Annotated in this window: 18 protein-coding genes and 1 tRNA gene; 10 read left to right on the forward strand and 9 right to left on the reverse strand. The window is 32.7% G+C overall.

Annotation, left to right across the window (positions count from 1 at the left end):
• Window position 1 precedes the first annotated feature (1 nt).
• Window positions 2–280: a hypothetical protein gene (locus tag L3J07_03815; protein ID MCF6276943.1), complete on the reverse strand. Its 279-nt coding sequence runs from the start codon at window positions 278–280 to the stop codon at window positions 2–4.
• 126 nt (window positions 281–406) lie between these two features.
• On the opposite strand from L3J07_03815, the gene L3J07_03820 reads away from it, so the two are divergent.
• The 7 genes from L3J07_03820 (at window position 407) to L3J07_03850 (ending at window position 6,445) form a co-directional block, all read left to right on the forward strand.
• A complete protein-coding gene (locus L3J07_03820) occupies window positions 407–847 on the forward strand; it encodes an RpiB/LacA/LacB family sugar-phosphate isomerase (GenBank protein ID MCF6276944.1) in 441 nt (146 codons plus the stop codon).
• The gene (locus L3J07_03825; GenBank protein MCF6276945.1) at window positions 844–1,488 is read left to right on the forward strand and encodes a ribulose-phosphate 3-epimerase; all 645 of its coding nucleotides are present in this window, start codon (window positions 844–846) and stop codon (window positions 1,486–1,488) included. The genes L3J07_03820 and L3J07_03825 overlap by 4 nt, the downstream gene beginning before the upstream one ends.
• A gap of 152 nt (window positions 1,489–1,640) precedes the next feature.
• A complete protein-coding gene (locus tag L3J07_03830; GenBank protein MCF6276946.1) occupies window positions 1,641–2,591 on the forward strand; it encodes an FAD-dependent oxidoreductase in 951 nt (316 codons plus the stop codon).
• 108 nt (window positions 2,592–2,699) lie between these two features.
• Window positions 2,700–2,876: a hypothetical protein gene (locus L3J07_03835; GenBank protein ID MCF6276947.1), complete on the forward strand. Its 177-nt coding sequence runs from the start codon at window positions 2,700–2,702 to the stop codon at window positions 2,874–2,876.
• Between the two features lie 355 nt (window positions 2,877–3,231).
• Window positions 3,232–4,200 carry a carbohydrate kinase family protein gene (locus L3J07_03840; protein ID MCF6276948.1) on the forward strand — a complete coding sequence of 323 codons (969 nt, stop codon included), beginning with the start codon at window positions 3,232–3,234 and terminating at the stop codon, window positions 4,198–4,200.
• 87 nt (window positions 4,201–4,287) lie between these two features.
• Complete coding sequence (locus tag L3J07_03845) at window positions 4,288–5,544, forward strand: ATP-grasp domain-containing protein (protein MCF6276949.1); 1,257 nt, start codon at window positions 4,288–4,290, stop codon at window positions 5,542–5,544.
• Between the two features lies 1 nt (window position 5,545).
• A complete protein-coding gene (locus L3J07_03850; GenBank protein MCF6276950.1) occupies window positions 5,546–6,445 on the forward strand; it encodes a RimK family alpha-L-glutamate ligase in 900 nt (299 codons plus the stop codon).
• Window positions 6,446–7,061: 616 nt separating this feature from the next.
• Here the strand turns inward: L3J07_03850 and L3J07_03855 are convergent.
• The 5 genes from L3J07_03855 to L3J07_03875 form a co-directional block, all read right to left on the reverse strand.
• Window positions 7,062–13,490 (reverse strand): fibronectin type III domain-containing protein, encoded by a 6,429-nt coding sequence (locus tag L3J07_03855; protein ID MCF6276951.1) that lies wholly within the window; start codon window positions 13,488–13,490, stop codon window positions 7,062–7,064.
• A gap of 941 nt (window positions 13,491–14,431) precedes the next feature.
• Window positions 14,432–15,106, reverse strand: a complete 675-nt coding sequence (locus L3J07_03860) for a hypothetical protein (protein MCF6276952.1) — start codon at window positions 15,104–15,106, stop codon at window positions 14,432–14,434.
• A gap of 2 nt (window positions 15,107–15,108) precedes the next feature.
• A complete protein-coding gene (locus tag L3J07_03865; GenBank protein ID MCF6276953.1) occupies window positions 15,109–15,810 on the reverse strand; it encodes a hypothetical protein in 702 nt (233 codons plus the stop codon).
• Between the two features lie 38 nt (window positions 15,811–15,848).
• Window positions 15,849–16,307, reverse strand: a complete 459-nt coding sequence (locus tag L3J07_03870) for an RNA methyltransferase (GenBank protein MCF6276954.1) — start codon at window positions 16,305–16,307, stop codon at window positions 15,849–15,851.
• Between the two features lie 86 nt (window positions 16,308–16,393).
• Window positions 16,394–16,702, reverse strand: a complete 309-nt coding sequence (locus L3J07_03875) for a hypothetical protein (GenBank protein MCF6276955.1) — start codon at window positions 16,700–16,702, stop codon at window positions 16,394–16,396.
• A 798-nt stretch (window positions 16,703–17,500) separates the two neighbouring features.
• Here L3J07_03875 and L3J07_03880 point away from each other — a divergent pair.
• A complete protein-coding gene (locus L3J07_03880) occupies window positions 17,501–18,472 on the forward strand; it encodes a tyrosine-type recombinase/integrase (protein ID MCF6276956.1) in 972 nt (323 codons plus the stop codon).
• 1,213 nt (window positions 18,473–19,685) lie between these two features.
• Here L3J07_03880 and L3J07_03885 read toward each other — a convergent pair.
• A complete protein-coding gene (locus L3J07_03885) occupies window positions 19,686–21,347 on the reverse strand; it encodes an efflux RND transporter periplasmic adaptor subunit (GenBank protein ID MCF6276957.1) in 1,662 nt (553 codons plus the stop codon).
• Between the two features lie 308 nt (window positions 21,348–21,655).
• On the opposite strand from L3J07_03885, the gene L3J07_03890 reads away from it, so the two are divergent.
• Together L3J07_03890 and L3J07_03895 are read left to right on the forward strand one after the other, a co-directional pair.
• Window positions 21,656–21,727: transfer RNA gene (locus L3J07_03890), tRNA-Arg, on the forward strand.
• 218 nt (window positions 21,728–21,945) lie between these two features.
• Complete coding sequence (locus L3J07_03895; GenBank protein MCF6276958.1) at window positions 21,946–22,728, forward strand: slipin family protein; 783 nt, start codon at window positions 21,946–21,948, stop codon at window positions 22,726–22,728.
• 79 nt (window positions 22,729–22,807) lie between these two features.
• On the opposite strand, the gene L3J07_03900 is transcribed toward L3J07_03895, so the two are convergent.
• Both L3J07_03900 and L3J07_03905 read right to left on the reverse strand, forming a co-directional pair.
• Complete coding sequence (locus L3J07_03900; GenBank protein MCF6276959.1) at window positions 22,808–23,845, reverse strand: Fic family protein; 1,038 nt, start codon at window positions 23,843–23,845, stop codon at window positions 22,808–22,810.
• A 666-nt stretch (window positions 23,846–24,511) separates the two neighbouring features.
• A complete protein-coding gene (locus tag L3J07_03905) occupies window positions 24,512–25,363 on the reverse strand; it encodes a thrombospondin type 3 repeat-containing protein (GenBank protein MCF6276960.1) in 852 nt (283 codons plus the stop codon).
• Window positions 25,364–25,422 lie beyond the last annotated feature (59 nt).

Here is a 25,422-nt window from a genome sequence, read left to right on the forward strand (position 1 = left end):
CTTAACCTCCTTTTTTGTCTTTAGTTTTTTCTTCTGGGAAAACTTCGTAATAAATTACAGGATCTATCTGAAAAATATCCCGATTATCATCATTGAGTTCAATAGCAGGCTCATCCTCCTCTTTTGCCAACCTGTTTATCTCAAAAATTAACCGCTCCAAAGTGCTAAAATCACAATATTTCGCAATTTTATATGTTAAATCACTTTGCACAAAAGTTTTCTTATGCAAAGCTTTACAAATTTTTTTGACTATTTTGTAGCCCAAACTTAATTTGGTCATTTTACCTCCTTTTCAACTCCTCTATTTTATTGTAATGTGCTTAATACCATTTTTAGCACAAAAACCAAGTTTTGTCAATTCAAAATAAAGGTGTAGAATAAGATTATACTTATTTTATAAAATAATATGGAAAAAATATATTTAGCAACAGACCATGCCGGTTTTGAACTAAAAGAAAAAATTAAACAATTTTTAATTGAAAGAAATTTTGAAATAGAAGACAAAGGAGCAGTAGAGCATAATGAAAAAGATGATTATCCAGATTTTATATCTTTAGTCGCAAAAGAGATATCACAAAATCCAAATAAAAAAGCCATTATTTTTGGTGGTTCCGGTCAAGGTGAAGCTATGGCGGCAAACCGTTTCCCAAATGTTCGCGCTGTAGTTTTTTATGGAGGAAATTTAGAAATTATAAAACTTTCACGAGAGCATAATGATGCAAATATACTTTCAATAGGCGCAAGATTTCTAAACGAAGAAGAAGCAAAGACAGCAATAGAACTTTGGCTAAACACAGAATTTACAAATGAAGAAAGACATATCCGAAGAATAGAAAAAATTGTATGATTAAAATAATCCCAGCAATAAATGTTATATCACAAAACGAATTTGAAAAACAAATAAAATCAGTAGAAAATTCTGTTGATTTAGTTCAAATTGATATCGCCGATGGCAAATTTACACATTGGAAAAATTGGGCTGATGCAGAAAAAATTAAAGAAATTCCAACAACTTTAAGTTATGAATTGCATTTAATGGTAGAAAATCCAATTCAAGAATTAAAAAAATGGGAAAGTCTCTCAAATGTACAAAGAATAGTTGTTCACACCGAATCTTTTAAAGAAATAAATTTGGAACTTTTTCATAAACTTGTAGATTTTGGTTTTGAAGTTGGCTTTGCACTTAATCCAAAAACTTCAATCGAAAAAATAGAATTTTTATTACCAAACCTTGAGTACATACTCTTTTTAGGAGTAAGTCCAGGAAAATCTGGGCAAAAATTTCAGAAAAAAGTTTTAGAAAAAATAAAAAAAATAAAAGTTGCATTTCCGCACATTAAAATAGAAGTTGACGGAGGGGTAAACGAAGGAACTGCAAAAAATATTTCCAAAGCTGGCGCCGATATTTTATGTATTGGAAGTGCAATTTTCAATGAAAACGGAACTCCAGCTGAAAATTTAACTTTTTTCAATAATCTGGTAAACTAATTAATATGTTATATTTAGCGGAACAAAGTGAAGTCGAAATATCTCGTGTCTATTTCATAAGAATTTTATATATTTATAATTCTATGAAATTTAATCGAGATCCTTCGACTTCGCTCAGGATGATGTGATTTATTTTATATAATTTAAAAAATATGTACGATTTGATAATAATTGGAGCGTCGGCCGCAGGACTTTCAGCATCTGTTTACGCGGCGCGTAGAAATTTAAAATTTTTAGTAATATCCAAAGATATTGGTGGAGAGGTTGCACTTTCTGGAGAAGTTGGAAACTGGCCTGGAATTATAAAAATAAATGGAATGGAATTGGCAAAGAATTTCGAAGATCACGCCAAATTTTATAACACAGAAATTCGCGAAGGAACAGAAGTCCTAAAAATAGAACAAAAAGATAATATTCATATAGTTCACACAAAAAAAGGTGCTAAAAAAGTAAAACTTGATACAAAATCTATAATTGTAGCAAGTGGAATACACCCACGAGAGCTAGGTATTCAAGGTGAAAAAGATTTTCGTGGAAAAGGTATTACATATTGTACAGTTTGCGATGGCCCACTTTTTAAAGGAAAAATAACAGCCACAATTGGCGCTGGAAATGCAGGTCTAGAATCTGCTCTTATGATGAGTGGGATTGCTGAAAAAGTTTATTTAATATCAAACAAACCAAATACAAAAGAAATGAATGGTGGTTTTCCAAAAGGTGAAAATATTTTAATAGACAAAGTAAAAAAAGCAAAAAATATAGAGATAATTTATAATGCGAACACAACAAAAATTTTGGGTGATAAAATGGTTTCTAGTTTGAAATATGAAGATAGCGAAAGTAAAAAAGAAAAAGAATTAGAAGTTGGTGGAGTGATGGTCCACATAGGAACAATTCCAAATTCCTATTTTATAGACTGTGTAAACAAAGATAAACAAAAATCAATAAAAATCGACCAAAAATGTCAAACTAGTTGCAAAGGAATTTTTGCTGCCGGCGATGTAACGAACATACCACACAAACAGATAGTTATCGCTGCTGGACAAGGTGTTATAGCAGTACTAAGTGCAATTGATTATATAAACAGATTTGAAACAAAATAAAATAAATTCAAAATAAAAAATTATCTTCCCTGATAATTTTTTATTTGACTTAAACTTTTAGAAATTATAGAATTTAACCAAGAAGTTCTTTAACAAAAGGAGTAAGCAATGAATGGTAAACAAGATGTTTGCAAAGGTCACAATACAGAACAATACCCTGCCATTATGAGCTGGTGTGAAAAATGTGGGCAATTAAAAGCAAGTAAAACATTTTTAACCTGCAAAAAATGCGCAAAAAAAAATAGTAGATGTCATATTTGTGGCAAAAAAAAAAGGAGTAACTAGTGAATGAAGAAGTTTGTGATTGCCCCAAAAAACAAACATCATGTGTTTTTAGAATCTGCATTGACTGTAAAGCTCTTTTTTTAACATTATCTTCTAAATTATGTTTACCCTGTTCCAACAAAAAAAGAACCTGCGTTTATTGTGGTAACCAAAAAAAGAAAACTTAAAAGATCGAAGTAAATTCGATCTTTTTTTAATCCCCGAACATTTAACTACCTAAAAATAAATTAAATTTTAATTTTAATTTTTGGATGAATGTTTGAGTGAAATTAAGATAAGATCCTTCGACTTCGCTGAGGATGACGTGGAAACGATCCTCAAATATGCTATAATATAATAAATTAATTATAAAAAAATGCATACAGATATAATTACAATTGGAGATAGTGTTTTGGATACTTATATAATGATAGACGACGCTACAGTTCATTGCGATATCAAAAAAGAACATTGCAAACTCTGTCTAAATTATGCAGAAAAAATTCCTATCACAGGATCCGCTCAGTCTGTTGGTGGAAATGCCGCAAATGTAGCAGTTGGTACACATCTTTTTGGGCTAAACTCTACAATTATTACAGAAGTTGGAGACGATTTAAACGGTCATATTATTTTATCGAGCCTTAAAAAAGTTGGTGTAAATATAAAACATATACAGGTTAAAAAACAAGAAACTCGCTACGCAATTGTATTAAATTTCAAAGGTGAGCGTACAATTCTGTCTCAACACCCAAAAAGAAATTACACCTTATTAAACATTCCAAAAACTAATTGGATTTATTATACATCGCTTAGTAAATCATTTGAAAAAATTCAAAAAAAATTAATTTCTCATCTTAAAAAAAATCCAAGCATAAAACTTGCTGTAAACCCAGGAACATACCAATTGAAAGACGGTTTGAAAATTCTAAAAAAAATACTCCCCTACGCTCACGCAATTATTTTAAACAAAGAAGAGGCGGAAATTATAGTTGGTAAGAAAAAAACCGAAAAAAGTACCTTAAAAGCTTTATTGGAAACTGGTGCAAAAATTGCTGTAATTACAAACGGTAAAAAAGGATCGTACACAACAGACGGAAAAGAATTTTTATTTATGCCAATTTACCCACTAAAAGCAAAGGCTAAAACAGGCGCCGGTGATGCTTTTACAAGTGGTTTTTTGTCCGCTTTGGTACAAGGACACACAATAAAAGAAGCTGTGCAGTGGGGTACCGCAAACTCAGCAGGGGTAATACAAAAATTTGGTGCACAAGTTGGATTATTAAGTAAGCGGCAAACTTTAACAATGATAAAAAAATATAAAAAAATAATTCCGAAATCAATTTAAATGACAAAAAACAAAATCAAGTCCTTTTAAGCTTGATTTTTTATTCATTTTAGTGCATAATGTCTAAGTATTTTATACTTTTTAATTATGAAAAAAAATATAATCTTGTTTGTAGGTAAATACATCTCTGGTATTTCAAAAAGTTTAGAAGCTTACGAAGAGAAAACTGGAGAAAAATTTAAAACCGCACTATTACACGACAATAAAAAAACACCAAAAAAATTAGATATGGTGGATATTTTAATTTCTTGTAAAACTAAATCTGTAAACAGCATACAAAAAGCTTTACTACCACACAGAGACTCATTTATTGCAGTCACTTGTCGTGGAGAAGATCAGATTCAAAACTTTGCAAAAGTAATACCAAACCTTCCATATCTAAAAACACCAACAAGTGAATCTCTTTTGTGGTCTTCGGATAAATTATTAATGAGAAAGAGATTACATACACATAACAAGAAAATTACTCCTACATACACAATCGTAAAAGATTATGAAGAAAAAACTATAAATAAAATTGCAAAAAAAGTTGGCTTTCCTTTGATTGTAAAGCCTACAGGCCTAGCTGGAAGCAGGCTTGTCACAATGTGTTTTGATAAAGAAGAATTAAAAAAAACACTAAAAAAAGTTTTCAAAAAAATTAAAAAAGTACACAAAGAGTCTGGTGGAAATTGGGAACCAAAAGTCTTGGTAGAACAATTTTTAGAAGGAAGTATGTATAGTATAGATGCTTATGTAGACAACAAAGGTAAGACCTACTTTTGTCCACTTGTGAGAGTGACGACTGGAAAAGAAATAGGCGGAGACGATTTCTTTGGCTACAAACAAACTACACCAGTTAAACTAAAGTCTGCAACAATAGAAGGTGCACGATATGTCGCGGTTCAAGCAGTTGAAGCCTTGGGTCTAAAAAATACAACAGCACACATAGAAATGATGAGAAATGAAGACGGCTGGAAAATTATAGAAGTAGGAGCAAGAATTGGCGGTTTTAGGCATGATTTATACCAAATGACTGCAAACATAGATCATAATATGAACGACATTTTAATACATATGGGTAAAAAACCTATTATTCCAAAAAAGATAAAAGGTTATGCAACTGCAATGAAATTTTTTACACCAAAAGAAGGAGAATTGGTCAAAGTTTTTGGACTAAGAAAAGCAAATAAATTGGAATCCTTCAAAAAAATAAATATAAGAAAAAAACCGGGAGACAAGTGTCTGTTTGCTAGAAATGGTGGAATAAGCATATTTAATATTATATTATTTAACAAAGAAAGATCACAACTTTTAGCTGATGTCAGGAAATTGGAAAAAGCTATCAGAATCGAAATCAAGTAATATGAAAAAGAAAGTTTACCTACTCACAACCTGTAAACCTGAAAACTCTTCAGTAAGTACAAGAATCTTGGGAGAGTCTGCAAAAAAATTAAATATAGAACTAAAAACAATATATACTGAACATTGTCATTTAAAAATAGAAGATGGAAAACTTACCCTTTTTGAAAATGACAAAATACTAAAAGGAATAAAAAAAATATTATTCAGAAAAACTGTATCATCTACAAGTAGTGTTTTCCACAAATCAATACTTCATCAATTTGAACTTAACGGTACAAAAGTTATAAACAGAATTCAAGGAATTTCTCAAACACGAGATCAATTTCACACACTTCAAATATTGGCAAAATATAGCATACCAACACCAAAAAGTTTTCTTTTAGGATCTATAAAACAAATAGATTCTATCATAAAAGAAATTGGAAAACCGCCCTATATTGTAAAAATTCTAGATAGCAAAAAAGGTAGAGGGGTTTTTATTTTGGAAAGTAAAAGAAGTCTAATTTCTTTTGCGAGTATAATAGTCGGTAGCAGAGAATTTCCACCACTTTTAATTCAAGAATTTATAGCAGAAGCAAAAGGAAAAGATATAAGAGTTTTTATAATAGGAAACAAAGTCGTAGCTTCAATGGAAAGAAAAGCAATGAAAAAAGGAGAGTTTCGTTCAAATTATAAACTTGGTGGAAGTGTAAAAAAAATAAAAATTACAAAAGAAGAAGAAAAATTAGCATTAAAAGCGGCAAAAGTATGCGGGTTACAAATAGTAGGTGTAGATATTATAAGAAGCAAAAAGGGTCCACTAATAATAGAGTTAAACTCGAATCCAGGACTGGAAGGAATTACAAAAGCAACAGAAAAAGATATTGCTGGCGAGATTTTAAAATATGCAATAAATCGATAATATTTAGTATATCGCCTAGTTTAATGAATTAGTAAACTTTGTTTGCTTTGATAAATCTCTTCACTTAAATTAGAACAAAAATAAAAAAAGAGTTTTAAAACTCTTTTTTTATTTTCTATCATCCTGAATATATGCCTGTCTATTATTTTTAACTTGATCGGGGATCCAAGGTTTGCATAGTAATGTAATTATTATAGTTTATATATTTTTATATAAAATAATTCTAATTTATAGACTCTGAATTCCCGATCAGGGTCGGGAATGACAAAATAAAATACACGTCATATTGAGCGGAACGGAGTGGAGTCGAAATATCTCGGGATTGTATCATTAGAACTTTGAGTATTTTGTGTTTTAATGATCCTGAATCGAGATCCTTCGGCTTCGCTCAGGATGACGTGATGGAAAACTCCCCTCAGGATGATGTGTGGGATTTTTGTCATTTTTAATTTGATTGAGGGTCCCAGCCTGCCGACGGGCAGGCAGGATTTATATTACAATGTAATTATTATAGTTTATATATTTTTATATAAAATAATTATATTTTGTAGACTCTGGATTCACAGTCAAGCTAGGAATGACAAATATTAATTTAGTATAAATGAACCTTTATTTTTTAAATCCCCAATTCACCAACCCATGAGAATGTTTCCTCAATGTTCTTCAAAATAACTTGGAACACACTTTCTTTTTGTTTTGGTGTTAGAATTGTGAATGTTCTTGATTTTGTTATGTTTCCAGTTGAGTCTTTGCTTTCTACTTGAAACTGGTAAACAGAGCCTGGTTCAAAATTTGTAAGAACCAGAACGTGCCTCTTTACATAATTTGGATCTAGTGCTGTCTTACTTTTCAATGTGTCTGAAGTGCTAAATCCTTTTTGAAAATAAATCTGACTTGTTGACGGCTCATTTGTAGCCCAAGAAATCACAGCTTGAATTCTTTGATCATCTCCAGGCAGCATTGCAGAATCTGTTTGAACTTGTGAAATTATAGGTGCCATGTCTATATCAGTAGTAGAATATGTTGGGATTACCTTTGAGACTATGTTTCCGGAAACATCTTTTCCAGAAAGTTCTATTTGATACACAATTCCCCCTTCAAAATCTCTGATCTCAATTTCGTGAATTGTTGTCATAGCTTTATCATCTTTTGAAACTGCCTCATCAAATGACAACACACCATCTCTATATGGAGTATATGTAACTTTTGAGTCTGCAATTACACTTGTCACCCAATAAAAATTGGCTTGATCCATAGCGGAAGAGTCTATTCTATAATTTGTAATTTCCACCTCTTCTTGTCTTGTGATAAATATAAAATTTGGTGATTTTGAAAGAGGGCTTACTGGAGTTTTACTTTGCACTTGATAATTATAGGATGTTCCTGGACTTAGCTCATTTACTACCACAGTATGTTCTGTCACATCTGCATCTGAATTACCTACAACCTGGCTATATTTTCCTGTATTCCCAAAAATATTAGATTGGGCAAAAGCTACCAAAGAATTAGAGTTTTTATCTGTTGTCCACGAAATACGCGCAGAAGTTGCCCCCGCATCAACCACTGGCTGACCTCCGATAAGTGGTGACGGAATTAATCGCGCCAATTCTCGCAATGATTTATATTGTGTATTTACCTCCCTTTCAAGTGCTGCTACAGAAACTTGTGTTGCCATTTTTGCAATCAACTCACGAGTTCTTTGCAATAGGTTTGCAAATGAACTTTCAGACGTGCCTTCATCGTCTATTTCTGCCAAATCTTCTTCCGACAAAAATGTTTTTGTCTCAAAAGTAAAATCTTCCGAATTTGTTCTATTTCCACCTGCATCTAATGTCGTCACACGGTAATGATATGTTGTTCCAGCAGACAAATGAAGTATTGTGACTTCATGATTAGTAACATTTGCAACAGAACCAGCAATACTTCCATAAGAATCAGAAAGTCCAAACTCCACAATACTATCTCCAACCTCATCACTTTCCCAAGTCATTACAGCAGAATCCATTGTTATGTCTTTTACATTTATATTAAATATTGATGGTGGGATTGAATCTCCTCCTTGAATAATTATCATTCCTCCAGAAGATGCATTTGCCTGACCTGTCGCTTCTGCTGCTGCTTCTCTAATTTCTACAGCTGACTCTTCTGATAACAACTCCAAAGTTGTAAATGTATATTCTGTAGAAGTTGAAGTATTACCAGAACCATCTGTTGAAACAACAATATAGAAATAAGGTGTATCTACAGTAAGCCCTGTCAAAGTAACAGCATGATTTGTATTTAAATTGGAATTTTCTATTGTAATAGTATCGTACACTCCAGTTGCAACCCCATATTGAACTTGCGATGTTGCCCCTTCGTTTGATGTCCAAGTAATTACAGCATCGTCGTCTGTGACGCCAATTGCGGTAATCGCTGTTAAAACTGGCGCGACCGTATCATTTGATGTAGTAAAAGAATAATAACTTCCGCCATTATTATCTACAGCAACACCAGAAACAACATAATAGTAATATGTTGTAGCCGCGACAAGCCCAGTCACATTTGCGGTATGTTCTGTCACACTTTCAGAAACTGTAAGCTCTGTTGCCTCAGAAAGATCTGAATTTGTTGAATAAAATATAGAAGTATTCGATGATTGATCTGTATTCCAAGTAATTGTAGCATTTGTGTTTAAAACTGTTTTAGTTGTTACAGCCGAGATAGAAGGTCCATCTACTGTTGTAAATGAATAGCCATCTCCACCATTTACCTCTGTTCCTATATTTCCAGAAGGGTCTACCGATTTTGCTTGATAATAATAGGTAGTATTTGGAGTAAGCCCTGTTATTGCAACCGAATGCTGATCTCCACTTGCAGAAACGCTATCCACCATAGTTGAAACACCCACAGAAGTTGTAAATGTAGCAGGAGTTGTAGAATAAGTAATTGTAGAATCAGAAAGCTCATCTGTATCCCAAACTATAACTACAGATTGAGTGGACAGTGTGGAGGTTGTCACATTTGTAATGGTTGGAGATGTAGCATCAGAACCACCCTGCCCATTTGGTTGGTCGGACAAAACAGAAGAGAAAAAAGAAGCATTTCCATCATCATCTACTGTATTTGCTTTATAATAATATTCCGATGAGGAAACCAAACTACGATTAAAATAATAGTTTGTCGTTCTTGTGGTCACCTCTGTCAAAATAGAAAAGTCTGTACCATTTGTCGATTGCCACACTTGATACCTATTAAATGGTTCAGATACAGTTCTCCATGCAAAGAAATGTTGATATTCATCTGTACTTACATTTGAAAGATCTCTCAAAATAATTAGCTCTGGTGTCTCGGCAGTTGATGCACTTGCAGAATATGTGTTTTGATAAGCATCTTTAAATCTCACATATCCTGTGTCTGGGTCTGTCACAAATGATAATGATGATGTTGTGTTGTAGTCAGTGTAGCTACTACAATCTGAATAATCGCTTTGGATAGTCACGCACATTTGCAAACCAGCGCTATCATCTGATCCTGAAAGTGTTACCAATGCTGGTGTGGATGTAGCCTCCACATATATTGGAATAATACCTGGAGTTGGATCTTTTACATCCACAGTAAAGACAGTAGACGAGCTAAGTGCTGTATTATTTGCACCTTCTCCATCGTTTATTGTCACGCGAATTGCAAATGTTGTGGAGTATGTCCCATCTATTTGAGCTTTTGAATTCCATGTTGGGGTATATGTTGTATAGTTGGTAGTTGTAACAGTTTTTGTAGATGTTGCATTTGCAGAAAGTCCGGTGGTAATTGGAGTCCAATTGTTTCCACTATCTGTAGAATAATGAAAAGACGGTGTAACACATTCAGCACAGTTTACACCACTTGATGCAGTGTCAGTATCACGAACAGAATATGCTATGTTTATATAACCAGTACTTGTAGCCTGTACAGCAGTAATTGTGCTTTCAAAATTTGGAGCATCATTTACCACATATGTCATATTTAAATCTGAAAGTATTGGCACATTTATTCCATCGGAAGTTAAGATAGCCTTATACTGAACCCACTGATCATTTACTCCATCTGTATTTGTGCTGTTTATTGTGTGTCCGCCAGCAGGAGTAGAATAATAATCTGCATCACTAGTTGGGCCCAACCAAGAAGTCCATGTTCCGGGAGAGCCACTAGAATCTGGTGCTGTACGAAGTTGAAACCTCACATTTGAACCTGTTGGTTTTGTCTCTATCCAAGACATATCACCCATTACATTTGCAGAGCTTCCAGTGTCATAAGCAGAAGATATTAGGCTTTGATTTGTGAGTGGATAGCTTTGGTGAACTATTGTGATATCTTCTATTGTTGGTGTTGCGTCCACATCGCTTGATGTTAGAATAGCTTGGTATTGCACATACCTATTCGTATCCGATACACAAGTAGCGTCATCTGTGATGTCTGTGCCAGAACTTAGAGAAGTACATGTTCCCCACTCTCCTGCTCCGCTCATACCAGAATCATCAGATGTTCTGGCTTTTACTGTTAGAGTTGTATTTGATGGGAGAGCACCATTCCAAGAAAGTGCGCCAAAAGAAACATTTGCAGTTGTATCTATTATTGAGGAGGTGAAAGTTCCTGAAGTTTTGTAATTTTGTACTTTTATTATATCTAAATAGCTAGTACTGTTTTTTGAATTGTACACATAAAGATAATTATCCAACACAAAGACATCTGAAAGAGTATTGTACGATCTATTTGAAGCGTGAGTTATATTAGCAGGATCAGATATGTTTATTACAGCAAACTCTTTTGAACTTGATAAATAAGCGTAATCTCCAGAAACTGAAATATTTCTAACCACTACTCCAATATTTATAGAATCAGATAGTGTTGGTGCAGTAGAGCTAGAAACATCTACAACATATAATCCATTTACCCCACAAGCAAGGTAAGCATAATTTCCTATCACACTCAAATCATAAACATTACTTCCACAAGCAGTATATGAACCAACAATTGATGGTGCAGTAGAGCTAGAAACATCTATTATTTGAAGTCCTCCCGTATTATCATCTGCTACATATGCAATTGTGCCAGAAACCACAACAGCATACGCAAGACCTGGTGTATCTTGTGTCGCCAAAAGAGTTGGTGCAGTAGAGCTAGAAACATCTATTAAATGAAGCCCTGCAGAAAAATCTGCCACATATGCAATTGTGCCAGAGACAAAAATATCATAAGCATAATTAGTTGTATTATAAGTTCCCAAAATAACAGGTGCCGTAGAGCTAGAGACATCTACTATTTTAAGACCAGAACTTCTTGCAGCTACATATGCAATTGAACCAGAGACAAAAACATTGTTTGTGCTATCTCCCATTGTTGCTGTAGTCCCCAAAACAACCGGTGAATTAGGATTAGAAATATCTACTATTTTCATCTTATTAAAAGTACTTTGCACAACATATGCCAAGTCTCCAGAAACAAAAAGTTCTCCAGAATAATTATCTTCAAAATTAACACTTCCTGTTTTACTTAAAGATGTAAAACTAGACACATCTAAAATACTTAAAGTACCATAAGAGGTACTTCCCAAATATACAATATCATTAAAAACATTTAAATATCTTATCGAATAAAAAGACATATTTCTTGCTATTACAATAGGATTGGTAGAGCTAGAAACATCAATTATTATTACACCTCCATCAGTACCACTATCTTCTGCAAGATAGACATTTGTACCAACCAAATCTAAACTGTAAGAACTTCCTTCAACAACATCAAAAGTAGTCGAAAGATTAATATTAGTAGAACTGGCAATATCTACAATTTTTAAACCATTTGTATAATCTGCCACATAAGCAATAGTATTAGAAACAACAACATCATAAGCCCTGGTCATAGCTAAACTATCTAAAACTGTTGGGTTTGTAGAGCTAGACACATCTATAGTTCTAATATTATAATAATCTGCTAAATATGCAACTGTACCAGAAACAGTGACGGAGTAAGCTATACCAGAATCTAGATAAGTTCCAATAATATTGGGAGTAGTAGGGTTAGAAATATCTATTATCCTTAAGCCGCCAGTACTATCTGCAACATAAGCGATAGTACCAGAGACAAAAACATCTTGAGCACCAACAGTTGCAACACTACCGATAATAGAAGCTGTTGCGTAATTAGCTACATCTATAATAACTAAACCGTCTGTTCCAGCAGCCACATAAGCCAAAGTACCCACAAGTTCAACACCATACCCCTTATTTGTAAGTGTTATACTTTTCAAAATATTAGGATTATAAGGATCTGTCACATCTAATATTCTAAAATCTCCACTACCGTCTGCCAAATATGCGAGTGTGCCTGATACAAAAATATCATATGGACCTGAGACAGGAAAATATGTATTAGAAGACCTGTCGGATAAATCCGTAAAACTTATATCTGTTCCTAAATTTAAAGTATCATTAGACGCAGTGGTAGAAGAGTGAGTCCCACCATCAAAATCTGCGTTTGATGTTTGTGTGTTGTTTGTGTCTGCTAGACTTAGTGTAAGCTCTGTTCCTGTTGATATTGAACTAGAAGCAGAATCATAAAGTGTCCAACCTGTTTTGTTTGTTGGGTGTACTCCTGTTGCGGTAGTACTCGCTGCTGTCCATTCTGTCTGCACAAAATCATAAGTAGCAGCCCAAATTGGTGGTGCTTTGTCTACAAAATAAATAGTGGCTTGAATCATAACTACAAGAAAGAATACCCAAGAAACAAAAGCAACTCGCAAAGGGTGAAACTTCTTTGATATAAATATTTCTTTTAAGTTTGTCCAAAGATTTACATTGCCTTTAAAGAAGTTTGGTGTGAAAAAATGAAGGATAAACAAAGGAAAAAATACAATACTTTTCAAATAGTGCACCAATACACTTGTCCTAACTCCTAGAACTTCTTGGTTTGGTCTCACCGCATATTTCTTCGCCAAATTTCTGAGTTTCTTTTTTCTGTCCTTTTTTGAAACTATTTCATGATTTTGAGAACCATCCCATCTTCGAACAATCCCCTCTTTAATCACGTCATCCTGAGCGAAGTCGAAGGATCTCGCTTTTGTATCACAAGACTTTGAATATTCACAATTCTGGTTATTCTTTTTCGAGATATTTCGACTTCGTTTCACTACGCTCAATATGACGTGTTTTTTACCGCCATTCTTTGATTTAAAAATGTTCAAGCGATTCCTAACTTCGTTCGAAATGACAGAAATAAAACTTACTTTTGTATCACCATTCTTCCCGTCATCCTGAGCGGAATGGAACGAAGCGGAATGCAATCGAACGGATCTCGCTTTTGTATCACAAGACTTTGAATATTCACAATTCTGGTTATTCTTTTTCGAGATATTTCGACTTCGTTTCACTACGCTCAATATGACGTGTTTTTTATTACTTCTTTTTTTCTTTGTTTTTGAAAGAAAATTTATATCATTCCTTTTTCTTTTTCCAAAACCAAAAGAACCACCAAGTTTCCTTAGGTATTTTTGTACTTTTTTATTTATTTTATGAAGCACAATTCTTTTAGTTTATTTCCAAATATAAACAAATCGCCTCTGTTTAGAGCCATGTAAATATTATACCATTTTTTGAGCCTTTTTTTAAGACGCTTTCACGATAGTTATCCACATTTTTTACAATAAAAAATAACTCTTTTAAAAAGTTATTTTTTATTTTTATTTTAAACCCGTTTCTTATCACCAACAACTCATTTTTCTATTATGTTTAAACATTTTTATCTGTTTAATTCACTATTTTTTGTTTTGTGATACTTTCACGAGATCCTTCGGCTTCGCTCAGGATGATGTGTGAGTATTTTATGCTTCGATCAGGATAACGTGTTTTTTTATTCACATCATATTGAGTGGAGTGAAACGGAGTCGAAATATCTCGTGTTTGTTTCACTATTTATATTTTATCTTTTTTTTCATTACTTAATCTACTTATTCCGCACAACTTACTTCTTTTATTTATTCCCCGCATCAATTTGACCTTGATAAAAATCAATTTTCCCTTGTATTTTTTCTACAGTTGGACGCTCTTCTATTTCTGCAAAACCTTTTTTAAAAAAATCAATTTCTACATCAATTTCCTCTACCCATTTTGATCCCGCTTTTTTTAATCCTCGCAATTCTTCTATTTTCTGTGTCATTTCTTCTTGCTCACTTTCCAGTTTTTCTACCAATTTTCTGTATTCATCTTTTTTTTCATTTTGTGCCAAATCCAAAATATATTCTTTCAGTTTACTGTTTGCTTCCACTTCTGCTTTTTCTATTTCCAAATCCTCTTCCACAGAAAAATAATTTTCATATTTATCCCCTTCTCTATAATTATGCATTTCTCCACCTTCAGACTCAAACCTATTCCACTTTTCCTTTAAGTTTTCTGGCAGTAAATCTAGAAAAAAACCTTTTCTTTTTTCTTCTCCATAAAGCTCCAAAAATTTATTTTGCGCCTGCATAAATGGCCAAACTTTTTTTCCATAACTTATCATAGAAAACTCTACTTGCTCTGGAGTTTGTGCTTCTTTTTCCAAACGCTTATAGTCTTTCTGCCCTTCTGTAAAAACAGCAACAGGCAATCCAGCCGGTTTTTGGTCTAACAATAATTTATATAAATCTAATGAATATTTCGGTACCATATTTATCTATTAAAAATTTGTTTTTCTTTTTTTCTATTGCAAAAATGTTCTTCTGCTCCAAATACTTCTCTATAATCTAACTCTGGTGCAAACCTGCACAATGAATTTTCAAAATACTGAACTTTTGAAATTATTTCTTCACTCAAACTTGGACAATCTTTCTCGTTTTCTTCTGCCATTTTTCTCAATTTTTCCAAAGTTTTATCCACCTCTTTCAAAATTTTACGATATTTTTCTATATTTTTTCTATATTTTTTATCTGAGGTGCTATAAATAGACTGTTTCGTAAATTTTTTAATATCCCCACCAACTTCTACCAAAAACTCATTCAAAAGTCTGCGTTCTTCATAAGAAAAATCCTCTATTCCTCTTCCTTTTTTAATATCGCTGAAGGTTTTTCCACTGTGTTTATAATCTCTATATTTAGATTTTAAATTATTTTCCAATTTGTCCACAAAAAAACCTTCTCCCAAATTTTTATGGTGCTCACCTATCAAATCATAAAAAGACCTCCAAAAAGGCCACAGATATCTACCAAAAAAAATAGCTATTTGCTCCAATTCTTGCAAATCAGCCTCATTTTTTCTAGCACTTTTTAAAACCTGCCCCATCCTATCCTCCACCTCGACAGGAACCATTGGTGGCAAATCATTATAAAAAAGCTCCAACAAGTTCAAAGTATGTTGTGAATTAAAATTATTCATATAACTATTATATCACTAATTTTAAATTCAAAAAAATATTAATTAATCTGACTAGCTATTTCATACATTGCAATCCCAGCAGCAACACTTACATTTAGACTTTCTTTTCTACCTTGCATATTTATATGAACCACTTCGTCACACATTTTCAAAATTTCAGGATTTACTCCATCCACTTCATTCCCTACCACAAGTGCAATTGGCCCGCTAAATTTTGCTTTTTGAAGAAGTACGCTTTTTTCACTTTGCTCCAAGGCAACGATTTTTACACCTTTCTTTTTTAAAATATTTATACAACGCTTCGCGCTTTTGTAATGTTTCCATTTCATCCATTTTTCTGCACCCAAAGAAACCTTGTCTATTTGTGGTTTTGGAGGACAAGCTGTATATCCACACAAAAAAAGTTTGGAAACACCAAAAGCGTCCGCAGTCCGAAACATTGCACCCACATTGTGGCACGACCTTATGTTTGGCAAAATTAAATAAAATTTATTCATATCTAAACATTAAACCATAAAAAAGACAAAAAATAAAGAGCCACATAGCTTGTGACTCTTTCGGATAATATTTAAATCAAAAGATATTAAACCGCATCCTTGTTTTCCCAATCCTCATTTCTCTTAATATAAAACAACTCACTAGCAGGATATCTATCTTCTAAATATTTATCCAATTTATCTTGCTCTTCTATAGAAAGTGTCTTATATAATTTTTTAAACTCCTCTTTTGCTATCACAGATTTATTCCAACCAATAGAAACTTCTTCAGACATAATTTCAGAAGTCCAAACTTTGACAGCTTCAACATAGTCTTTTAAAAACCCTAACATTTGTTCATTAGTTACTTTGTTTTGTTCAGGATTATTTAATCCTGTTTCATAATTATTATTCATAAAATTATTATTTTTTATAACGCTTAAAATGAAAACGGAATTAAATTGTAAAAAGAACTATTTAAAAATTTAAGAAAAAACTTTTTTTGTTGCCTTAACTCAAGGTTAAGATGTTTGAGAAAAAATGTTTATAATTAAATTTTAAGGATTACGAACCGAAATGAAATGAATTGTGAAGCATGAAAACTAACTTTGAATTGTATTTAGACTCACTACATAATTGTTTGTAGCCAATTTTATAAAACATTGGCTAAAATGAATTATGTAGTGAGCCTACTCTAAAAATCTAAGGAAACTAACTTATACAACCAAACTTACGCTACGGAACTACGAGGTAGAAATAAAAAAACAGCAACTGAAACTAACAGGGCTGCCGTAAGATAATAGTAAACTACAGTAAAATTTTCTGAGCTAATTAGCTCTTGTTTATTTTGCATATGGATTTTATTTTTATTTTTGTTTTTTTGCCGTAATTACGGACTTGTTGTCTACTCTTGGTTAAGAGTTAATTTTGAAACTTCTTTATTTTTGAAGTTCCTTTTAGAACCTGTTCATAATATTTTTTTGAGTCAATTTTATTATATTTTGAGCGAAAATTTTATAAAAAAGTGAAGGATAATGGTATTATATTAAACTTTTTTATAGGATTTGTAGCCAAAATAAAATGAATTGAACGAAAAAGGATTATGAACAGGTTCTATGTAGACATTGTTCGACCTTTATAAATACAGTATATCACAAAATTGACCCTTTGTCAATGATGTCGTACAATATAATAAAGTCCCCTAACAAAGATATATGAGCAAAAATTTATTAGAGTTCCTACAAGAATTCCTTGAGCACTTAGAGATAGAAAAAAATCGTAGTCCAAAAACACTACAAAATTATGAGTTTTATGTAAACCGTTTTATAGAATGGTTTGGCGACAAAAAACCAGAAAAAATTAATTTAGAAGAAGTTAGAAAATATAGAATTTGGCTAAACCGATTGGAAGATGTTCATGGCGACCCTCTCAAGAATAATACACAAAATTATCACCTTATTGCTTTGCGCTCATTTTTGAAATACTTGGCAAAACGAGATGTAAAAACGCTTACGCCAGAAAAAATTGAACTAATGAAAATGCCAGACCGTGATATAACTTTTCTAGAAGCATCGGATTTGAATAGAATTTTGGAAGCACCAGAAAAACATTTAAAAACTCAGCAAACAAAAAACCCAAAAGTCTCCAGAACAACCAAGCTTATCGCCTATCGCGACAAATCTATTTTGGAAATGTTGTTTAGCACAGGACTTCGCGTCTCTGAATTGGCAAAATTAAAAAAAGAAAATGTAAATGTAAAACGCGATGAATTTACTGTAAAAGGAAAAGGTCAAAAATCTAGAATTGTATTTTTATCCGAACAAGCAAAACATTGGGTAAAAAAATATATCGCTGAACGCAATGATATGAATCCTTATTTATTTATCTCTCACAATCCAAATAAAACTGGTGAAAAAATAGAACACGCACCAATCACACCACGCTCTATTCAGAGACTAACAGAAAAATACGGAAAACTAGCAGGAATTACAAAACAAGTGACACCGCACACACTTCGCCATTCTTACGCCACAGACCTACTCCGCAACGGCGCAGATATACGAAGCGTACAAATAATGCTGGGCCACACCTCTATCACAACTACGCAAATTTATACTCATATTTCTGACAGAGAGTTGAAATCTGTTTATAAAAAGTTTCATAATAAAGATAAAGAAAGCGGATAAATCGCTGTATCGTCCACTTTGTTCGCTTGGATTATAATAGGAACAGAGAAAATATAATACAAATTATAAAACCCCAAACGATAAATCGTCTGGGGTTTGTTTTTTAAAGAGGAGTAATCCCTCTCCAAAAGAAAAATATTTTGTTTATCCTTTGGAGAGGGATCCAATATTACTTACAAACAAGGGCTGTTTCCAAACACATTTTTAATTGAACTAACTTAACAAAATTAAAGAAAAAAAGTTGTATTAAATTATCGGAAAATCTTTTCTTTATATTGTTTTTACGAATTTTTAAAAAATAGTGTTTGGAAACAGTCCTGCAAGTTTATCAAAAAAATAAATTCTTTCAATAAACAAATATGGGCTTACCTTTTAACAACATCAAAAGTGCAAGAAATTCCATATGTAGTTAATTTTAGAAAACTCCTCCCAACTTTAGTTACAATTTTTTGTAAATAAAGTTGGGGTGAGTTGAAGCCTCTGATGAACCTCAAACTTAAATAAGTTAGAAATTCATTTGAGGTCAAGAGTCACGGCAACTACTAGCATATTTTTTACCAACCTCTTTCCCTCCAAAGTTTATAAAGGGATTTAATTTCTCTCTTGCAAACCTAAACTTACGAAAAAAGTGGTTTTTGAAAAAAACACGCTGTTTTTAACTTTTTTAGCTAAATTTAGCCAAAAACAGTCTTTTTTATCATTTTTAGGAACATTTGTGAAACAATTCTGTTTCAAACCTAACTTTCTAATTATTTAATAAATAAGTATACCACAAAAAAGTCCTTTTGTCAAGGATTTTAGGTGTTAGACTAAGTATATAAAGTAAAAAATTAGAAAATTTTATAACAAAAAAACACCTTATTAAAATGTTTGACTAAAAACTCTATCATTTCGAATCCAAGAATATGAATGAGAAATTGCTTAAATGTTGTAATTAAATATATTTAGTGTTTTAAAAATGTTTAAAGGGTTCCCGTCTGCCGGCGTGCCGGCCTCACTATCGTTCGAAGTGCCGGGAAAAGACGTTTAATTTGTCAGTTTTATGCTTTGGTGAACCAAATTAGGGAACCCGTGCCGGCAGGCAAATATCCCTGTGCAGTATCACTATTTATAATCTATTCCACTTTCACAAAATCCCTCTTTGACGCTCGGGATGACATGTATTTTTTGTATCATGTTATCTACATCATGTATTTTGTATTTGTTTGTCATACTATTCTTCTATAAAAACAATAACTTTTTGACCCTCTTTCAACCCACTTACTATTTCTATACTTCCATCTACTCCACGAATTCCTGTTTCTACTGCAACCTCCACGATCATTTCTCCTTGCAAAACACGGACATATTTATCTCCACTTCTCCTAATCACAGCTCTTTGTGGAATTGCGATTACATTTTCTTTCGTTTTGTTTACAATGTCAATATTTGCCGTCATTCCAGAACGAATTCTTTCATCTTCTTCTATAAAATCAAATGTTGTTCTGTATGTTGCCACACCTTCAAACACGGTTTCTGCAGGATCTATAAAAGAAACAATAGCATCAAAATGTGCATCGTTTCCATAAGCGTCCAGTGTGACATTTGAAATATTTCCCAAAGCAACACTAGAAATATCTACTTCTGGGATATTGGCTTCAATTTCAAATTTTGTCTCAGAAATAAGTGTAATTATAGGACTGTTTGCTGTCACAATTTCACCTTTTTCTATTCCTACTTTTGTCACCAAACCTTTTATCGGAGAAATGATAATATCTTTTGTATATTGTGCTTGCAAATTTTGTATATTTGCTCGCGATGCGTTCACATTCGCTTTTTGAGCATTTATTTGTTCTATAGATGACCCAGATTTTTTTATATTTAAATTGTCTTTTTCTATCGCCAAAGTATTTTCTGCAGTACTTATCGCCATTCGTGCAGTAAGTATAGAATTTGTATTTGTAGCTTTTTGAACTACTATAGACTGTTGCGCCAATGTAAGATTATAAATTTCAGTTGTCACACTTGTTTTTGCACTCTCTACAGATGATTTGTCTGAGGCAGAAAAAGAAGATGTCACTTTTATTTTTTCAACCGCTTTTAACACGTCTTGTAGTGCTGCAATTGCTCGAACAGACGAATCTTCTATATCCACTCTATCTTGAGTATCTATTGCATTTTGAACTTCTCCATATGCTCCTCCGGTCAGTGGACTTATAAATTCAGAAAGCCAACCTCCAGCCGACGTACCAAGCAAACTTTGAAGTGCTTTGGATTGAAAATCTTCCAACTCCAAAACAACCAAATCATTGGAAGACCCATAATATGTTGATTGGATATTTGCTATAAAAACTATAGCATTTTTACCAACTCCTACAGCTTTTTGTGCTGTCACCAGTGTTGTAATATAAGAATTATCTAAATCAGTTTCAGCTTTTGATTTTACATTTTCCAAATTTTTCCTAGCTTCCAATAAATTTTTATTTGCATTAAATACTTTTGTTTCTGCCAATTGAATTTCTTCTGGTCTTGTTCCTCTTTCCAACTCAGCAAGTCTTGCCAACTCTGCCTGCAAATTTGCATTTGCTTGAGCAATCTGTGCTGACAAAATAGGATTAGACACTCTTGCAAGTACTTGCCCCAAATAAACATCATCTCCAACTTCTACGTTTACTGCCCCAATTTTACCAGATTTTTCAAAAGCCAATTCCACTTGATTGCTAGAAATTACTTTTCCTGTTACACTTACATCTTGAGAAATGTCTGATTTTTCTGCAACAACAAATCTATAAGGTAAAATCTCTTCTTTGCTTAAAGAGTAAGCAGTCATAATTGAACCTAAAATAATAATAATTCCAAAAATTATCAAAGGAATTTTGAATTTTCCTAGTTTCATAAATGTTTTATTAAGTTAGTTTACATCATACCATAAAAAATATAAAATATGATACAAAAAAATAAAAACTTCTAATTTGTCATTCTCAGCTTGACTGGGAATCCAGAAGTTTAAATAACCAGAATGTTGACACAAATCCTGGATCCTCAATCAAGTTGAGGATGACAATTAAAATGAAGAAGGACAAAAAATTATTATTTTTTATAATTATTTTTTTAAAAAAATACAAAAATTTTCATTTTCATTGACAAAAAGCTAAAAATAAGCTATTATTTCCTATGAATACAACTGTAAAAAAGTTGTCTCATGCCCTTATAGTTCAACGGATAGAACATCGGCCTTCTAAGCCGAGGATGTAGGTTCGATTCCTGCTGGGGGTACTGGGGACTATTTTCAAATACCATTTCTATTAAAATTTCTAAATTCCGCCTACGACTTCAAGAAAATAGTTAGATTATGCTATGGCATAAGCGAAAAATTTTCTTTTTGTCTCGGCAGAAATTTAAAAACTTTAATAACGAAAGCGTATTTAAAAACAGACTTAATGATCTATTTTTAAATATTCTATTTCAAAAAAAATTATTCATAACATATTTATATGTACACAGTACTTATACTAGTTCTAGTTATCGTATTAGTGAGTATTCGCCAAATCAACGAATACCAAAGAGGAGTTAAATTTCAACTTGGTAAATTTACAAAAGTTTTAAATCCAGGTTGGAACTTGATAATTCCTATTTTCCAAAGCATGACAAAAGTGGATATTCGTATCCGCACAGCAGATGTGCCTTTTCAAGAAGCAATTACAAAAGATAATGTTTCTGCGAAAATTAACGCTGTAATTTATTACAAAGTATCAGATCCCGCAAAAGCTATTCTTGAGATTGAAAACTTCAAATTTGCAGTGAGCCAGCTAGCTCAAACTACAATGAGGAACATTGTTGGTGAAATGGAACTAGATGAGTTGCTTGCAAACAGAGAAATTGCTGCAAAAAGTATTAAAGAAATCGTCGACAAAGCTTCTGACCCTTGGGGAATTGAAGTTGAGTCAGTAGAATTAAAAGATATTATTTTGGCAGATGACATGCAAAGAGTAATTGCAAAGCAGGCCGAAGCTGAGCGTGAAAAGAGAGCTGTAATCATCAAATCTACTGGTGAGGTGATGGCAGCAGAAAACTTGGCAACAGCAGCAAAAATGTTGGCTGTGACTCCAGGAGCATTACACTTAAGAACTTTAAACACTTTGAACGACTTAAGTTCAGATCAATCAAACACAGTTATCTTTGCACTTCCACTAGAAGTACTTAGAGCTTTCGAAAGAGTTGGAACAGATCCAAAAGAAATTAAAGATGCAATTGAAAAAGTAGGAAAATTACTTTAAAGTAAAATCCAAAAAATAAAAAACTCGCAAAAATGCGAGTTTTTTATTTTAGGGTCGCCTACTGAAGGAAGTTAGAATTTTAATTATTCAAAAACAAATCAATATATTTTTTATAACTATAACTTTTATCATAAATTTCATTTTCATCTAATAGTTGTAAGATACCAAGATCTATAAATCTATATATAACCCTATCAGCACCCGAACGAGTATAGCCAGTCCATTCCATTATAATTTTAGACGATATAATTGGCTGTCCATACAACTTTTTTAAAACCTTTACACCACTTTCTGATTCTCGCTTACCCAAAGATCTTAACTTACACATATCTTCTTCATATAATTCAGTAATATTTTTACATATATTAATAGATTTATTACTAATTTCTATAATACCATCCAAAAAAAAGTTAACCCATGCTTCAACTTCTCCTTCATGATAATTGTTCAGTTTTTGATAATATATTTTTTGATGTTTCTTAAAATAAGACGATAGAAATAAAACGGGCGATTCCAAAAGTCCCCTATTAATTAGCATCATTGTAACAAGTAAACGACCCGTTCTTCCGTTTCCATCAAGAAATGGATGTATTGTTTCAAAATGTGCATGCATTAATGCAATATGAATTAAAGGTAGTGTCGCTTTTTTATTATGTAAAAATTCTTCAAAATCACCTAAAGCACGCCTCATATCTATTACTGGTGGAGGTACAAATGAAGCGTTAAGCGGATTTGTTCCTCCAATCCAATTTTGTGAAACACGAAAATCTCCCGGATTAGGATATTGTGTAAATCTTGCCCCAGTCATCAATTTTTTATGTAATTCTTTTATAAACCTTAATGAGAAAGGAAAATTCTTCAATCTATCAATTCCATATTTAAAAGCCTTTATATAATACAAAATATCATCAGCATCAGAATCATCAACTTCTAGTCCAACCTTTGCTCCCAAAGCTTCTGCCATCGTCGCCTTTGTTCCTTCTATTTGGGCAGACGATGTAGCATCTTTTGCAACAAACATATTAAGAAAAAAATCTGTGCTAGGCAACTTATGTGTTATTCCGTCTAATTTAGAAACTGAACCTCTTGCTTCATCTGCTTTTATCATTGTTTCCATTGAAAAAATTAAAAATATCCTTCACTGGAAAAGAATGTGGAATAAAAGCAGAAAAACCTTTTTTTTGCTTAACGTTTTTACCTATTTCGATATTCATAGTTAGTATACTTTAATTCTTTATACATATACTATCTTAGTATTTAGTATATATTTTGTCGAGCAATGTATACTAAATATTTTTTCTTTAAAACTTAATAGTTCTTATTTTATATAAAAAACAGCCTTTTTCAAAGCTGTTTTTTGTTTTTGGGTGGTATTCGGGAATTGAACCCGAATTTTCGGCACCACAAGCCGAAGTAATAACCATTATACCAATACCACCATATAATAGGCCTAGTCTCTATTTACGTAAAAATTATACAACATTTTTAACTATAAGTCAAGACTATGTGTAAGAACTAAAATATTATACATATTAGTTTTGGTAGTTTTCTAAAAACTTTGAATGTTTTTTGTTTTTGTAATACTTTCACGAGATCCTTCGGCTTCGCTCAGGATGACGTGTGAGTATTTTGCCATTCTCAGCTTGACTGGGGCAAAGGTTTATATCATTGTTCATTGACTAAAGACTCCTGGATTCCCGGTCAAGCCGGGAATGACAATATGAACAAGAACTTTATAAACTTTTATTAAAAAAGCTGGCAGTTTTACACTGCCAGCTATATTTTAGATTTGCACAGAAAAACCGTGCATCATTTCATTATACATTCCAAAAGGAAACGGAATCGGGAAAGCCCAAATTTCTCTGGAGACAAAAACAAGCGTTGGTGGCTCCAATTTTCCCAACCATTCAGGTTCAAAATCTTGAGTAAAAGTAGTTAGACTTCCAGAGGTTGCACCTATAAACACCTCTGTAAGACTGTAATCTACCAAAATCCGAGCACACTTGAAATTCGGCTGAACTCCATATTTTAACGGAACATCTGGGTGTTCTGTATACACAAATTTTCCTCTAGAAATATGCTTGGCATAACCAAATTGAGCCGGTGAATCTTCTGGATAACACCAGATAAGCACTTCGCTCATACATATTTCATCTTCAGAAAGAGGCTTCATTGGACAGGGATCCCAGTAGTTTTCACGCTCATCGCCATCCATATCCATATCACAAGTATCTCCAAAACCATCACCATCTAAATCATCCTGTCCGGGATTATACTTACCTGAACAATTATCAAAAAATGCTGGAATTCCATCTTCATCTGCATCATGGCAAATATCTTCGATTTCATCGTTCCCAGATGGGCAGTCCACAACCCCATCACAAACAACATCTTCTGGCTTCCAATCTGTTTCGCCGTAAAAATCTCCACAATTGAAAAGTTTATAAATTTCTGCGGTAATATCACTTGAAGGATACTCCCTAAATTGTTCTGGAAGTTCCGGTCTTTCGGTTGCTAATTCTGGAAGTTCCAACTTGTCGCAACTAAATATTGCAATAAGTATCATAAATAAAACACCAAACCATTTCATTCTTCTCTCCTTTTTTGAATGAATAAATTTAAATGAACCATACATAAAAATAACATATTTTATTTATTTTGTCAATAAAAAAACTTAGGTTTTTAATCTAAGTT

The organism is Candidatus Magasanikbacteria bacterium, from assembly GCA_021648085.1.
GTDB lineage: Bacteria > Patescibacteriota > Patescibacteriia > Magasanikbacterales > UBA922 > JAKITS01.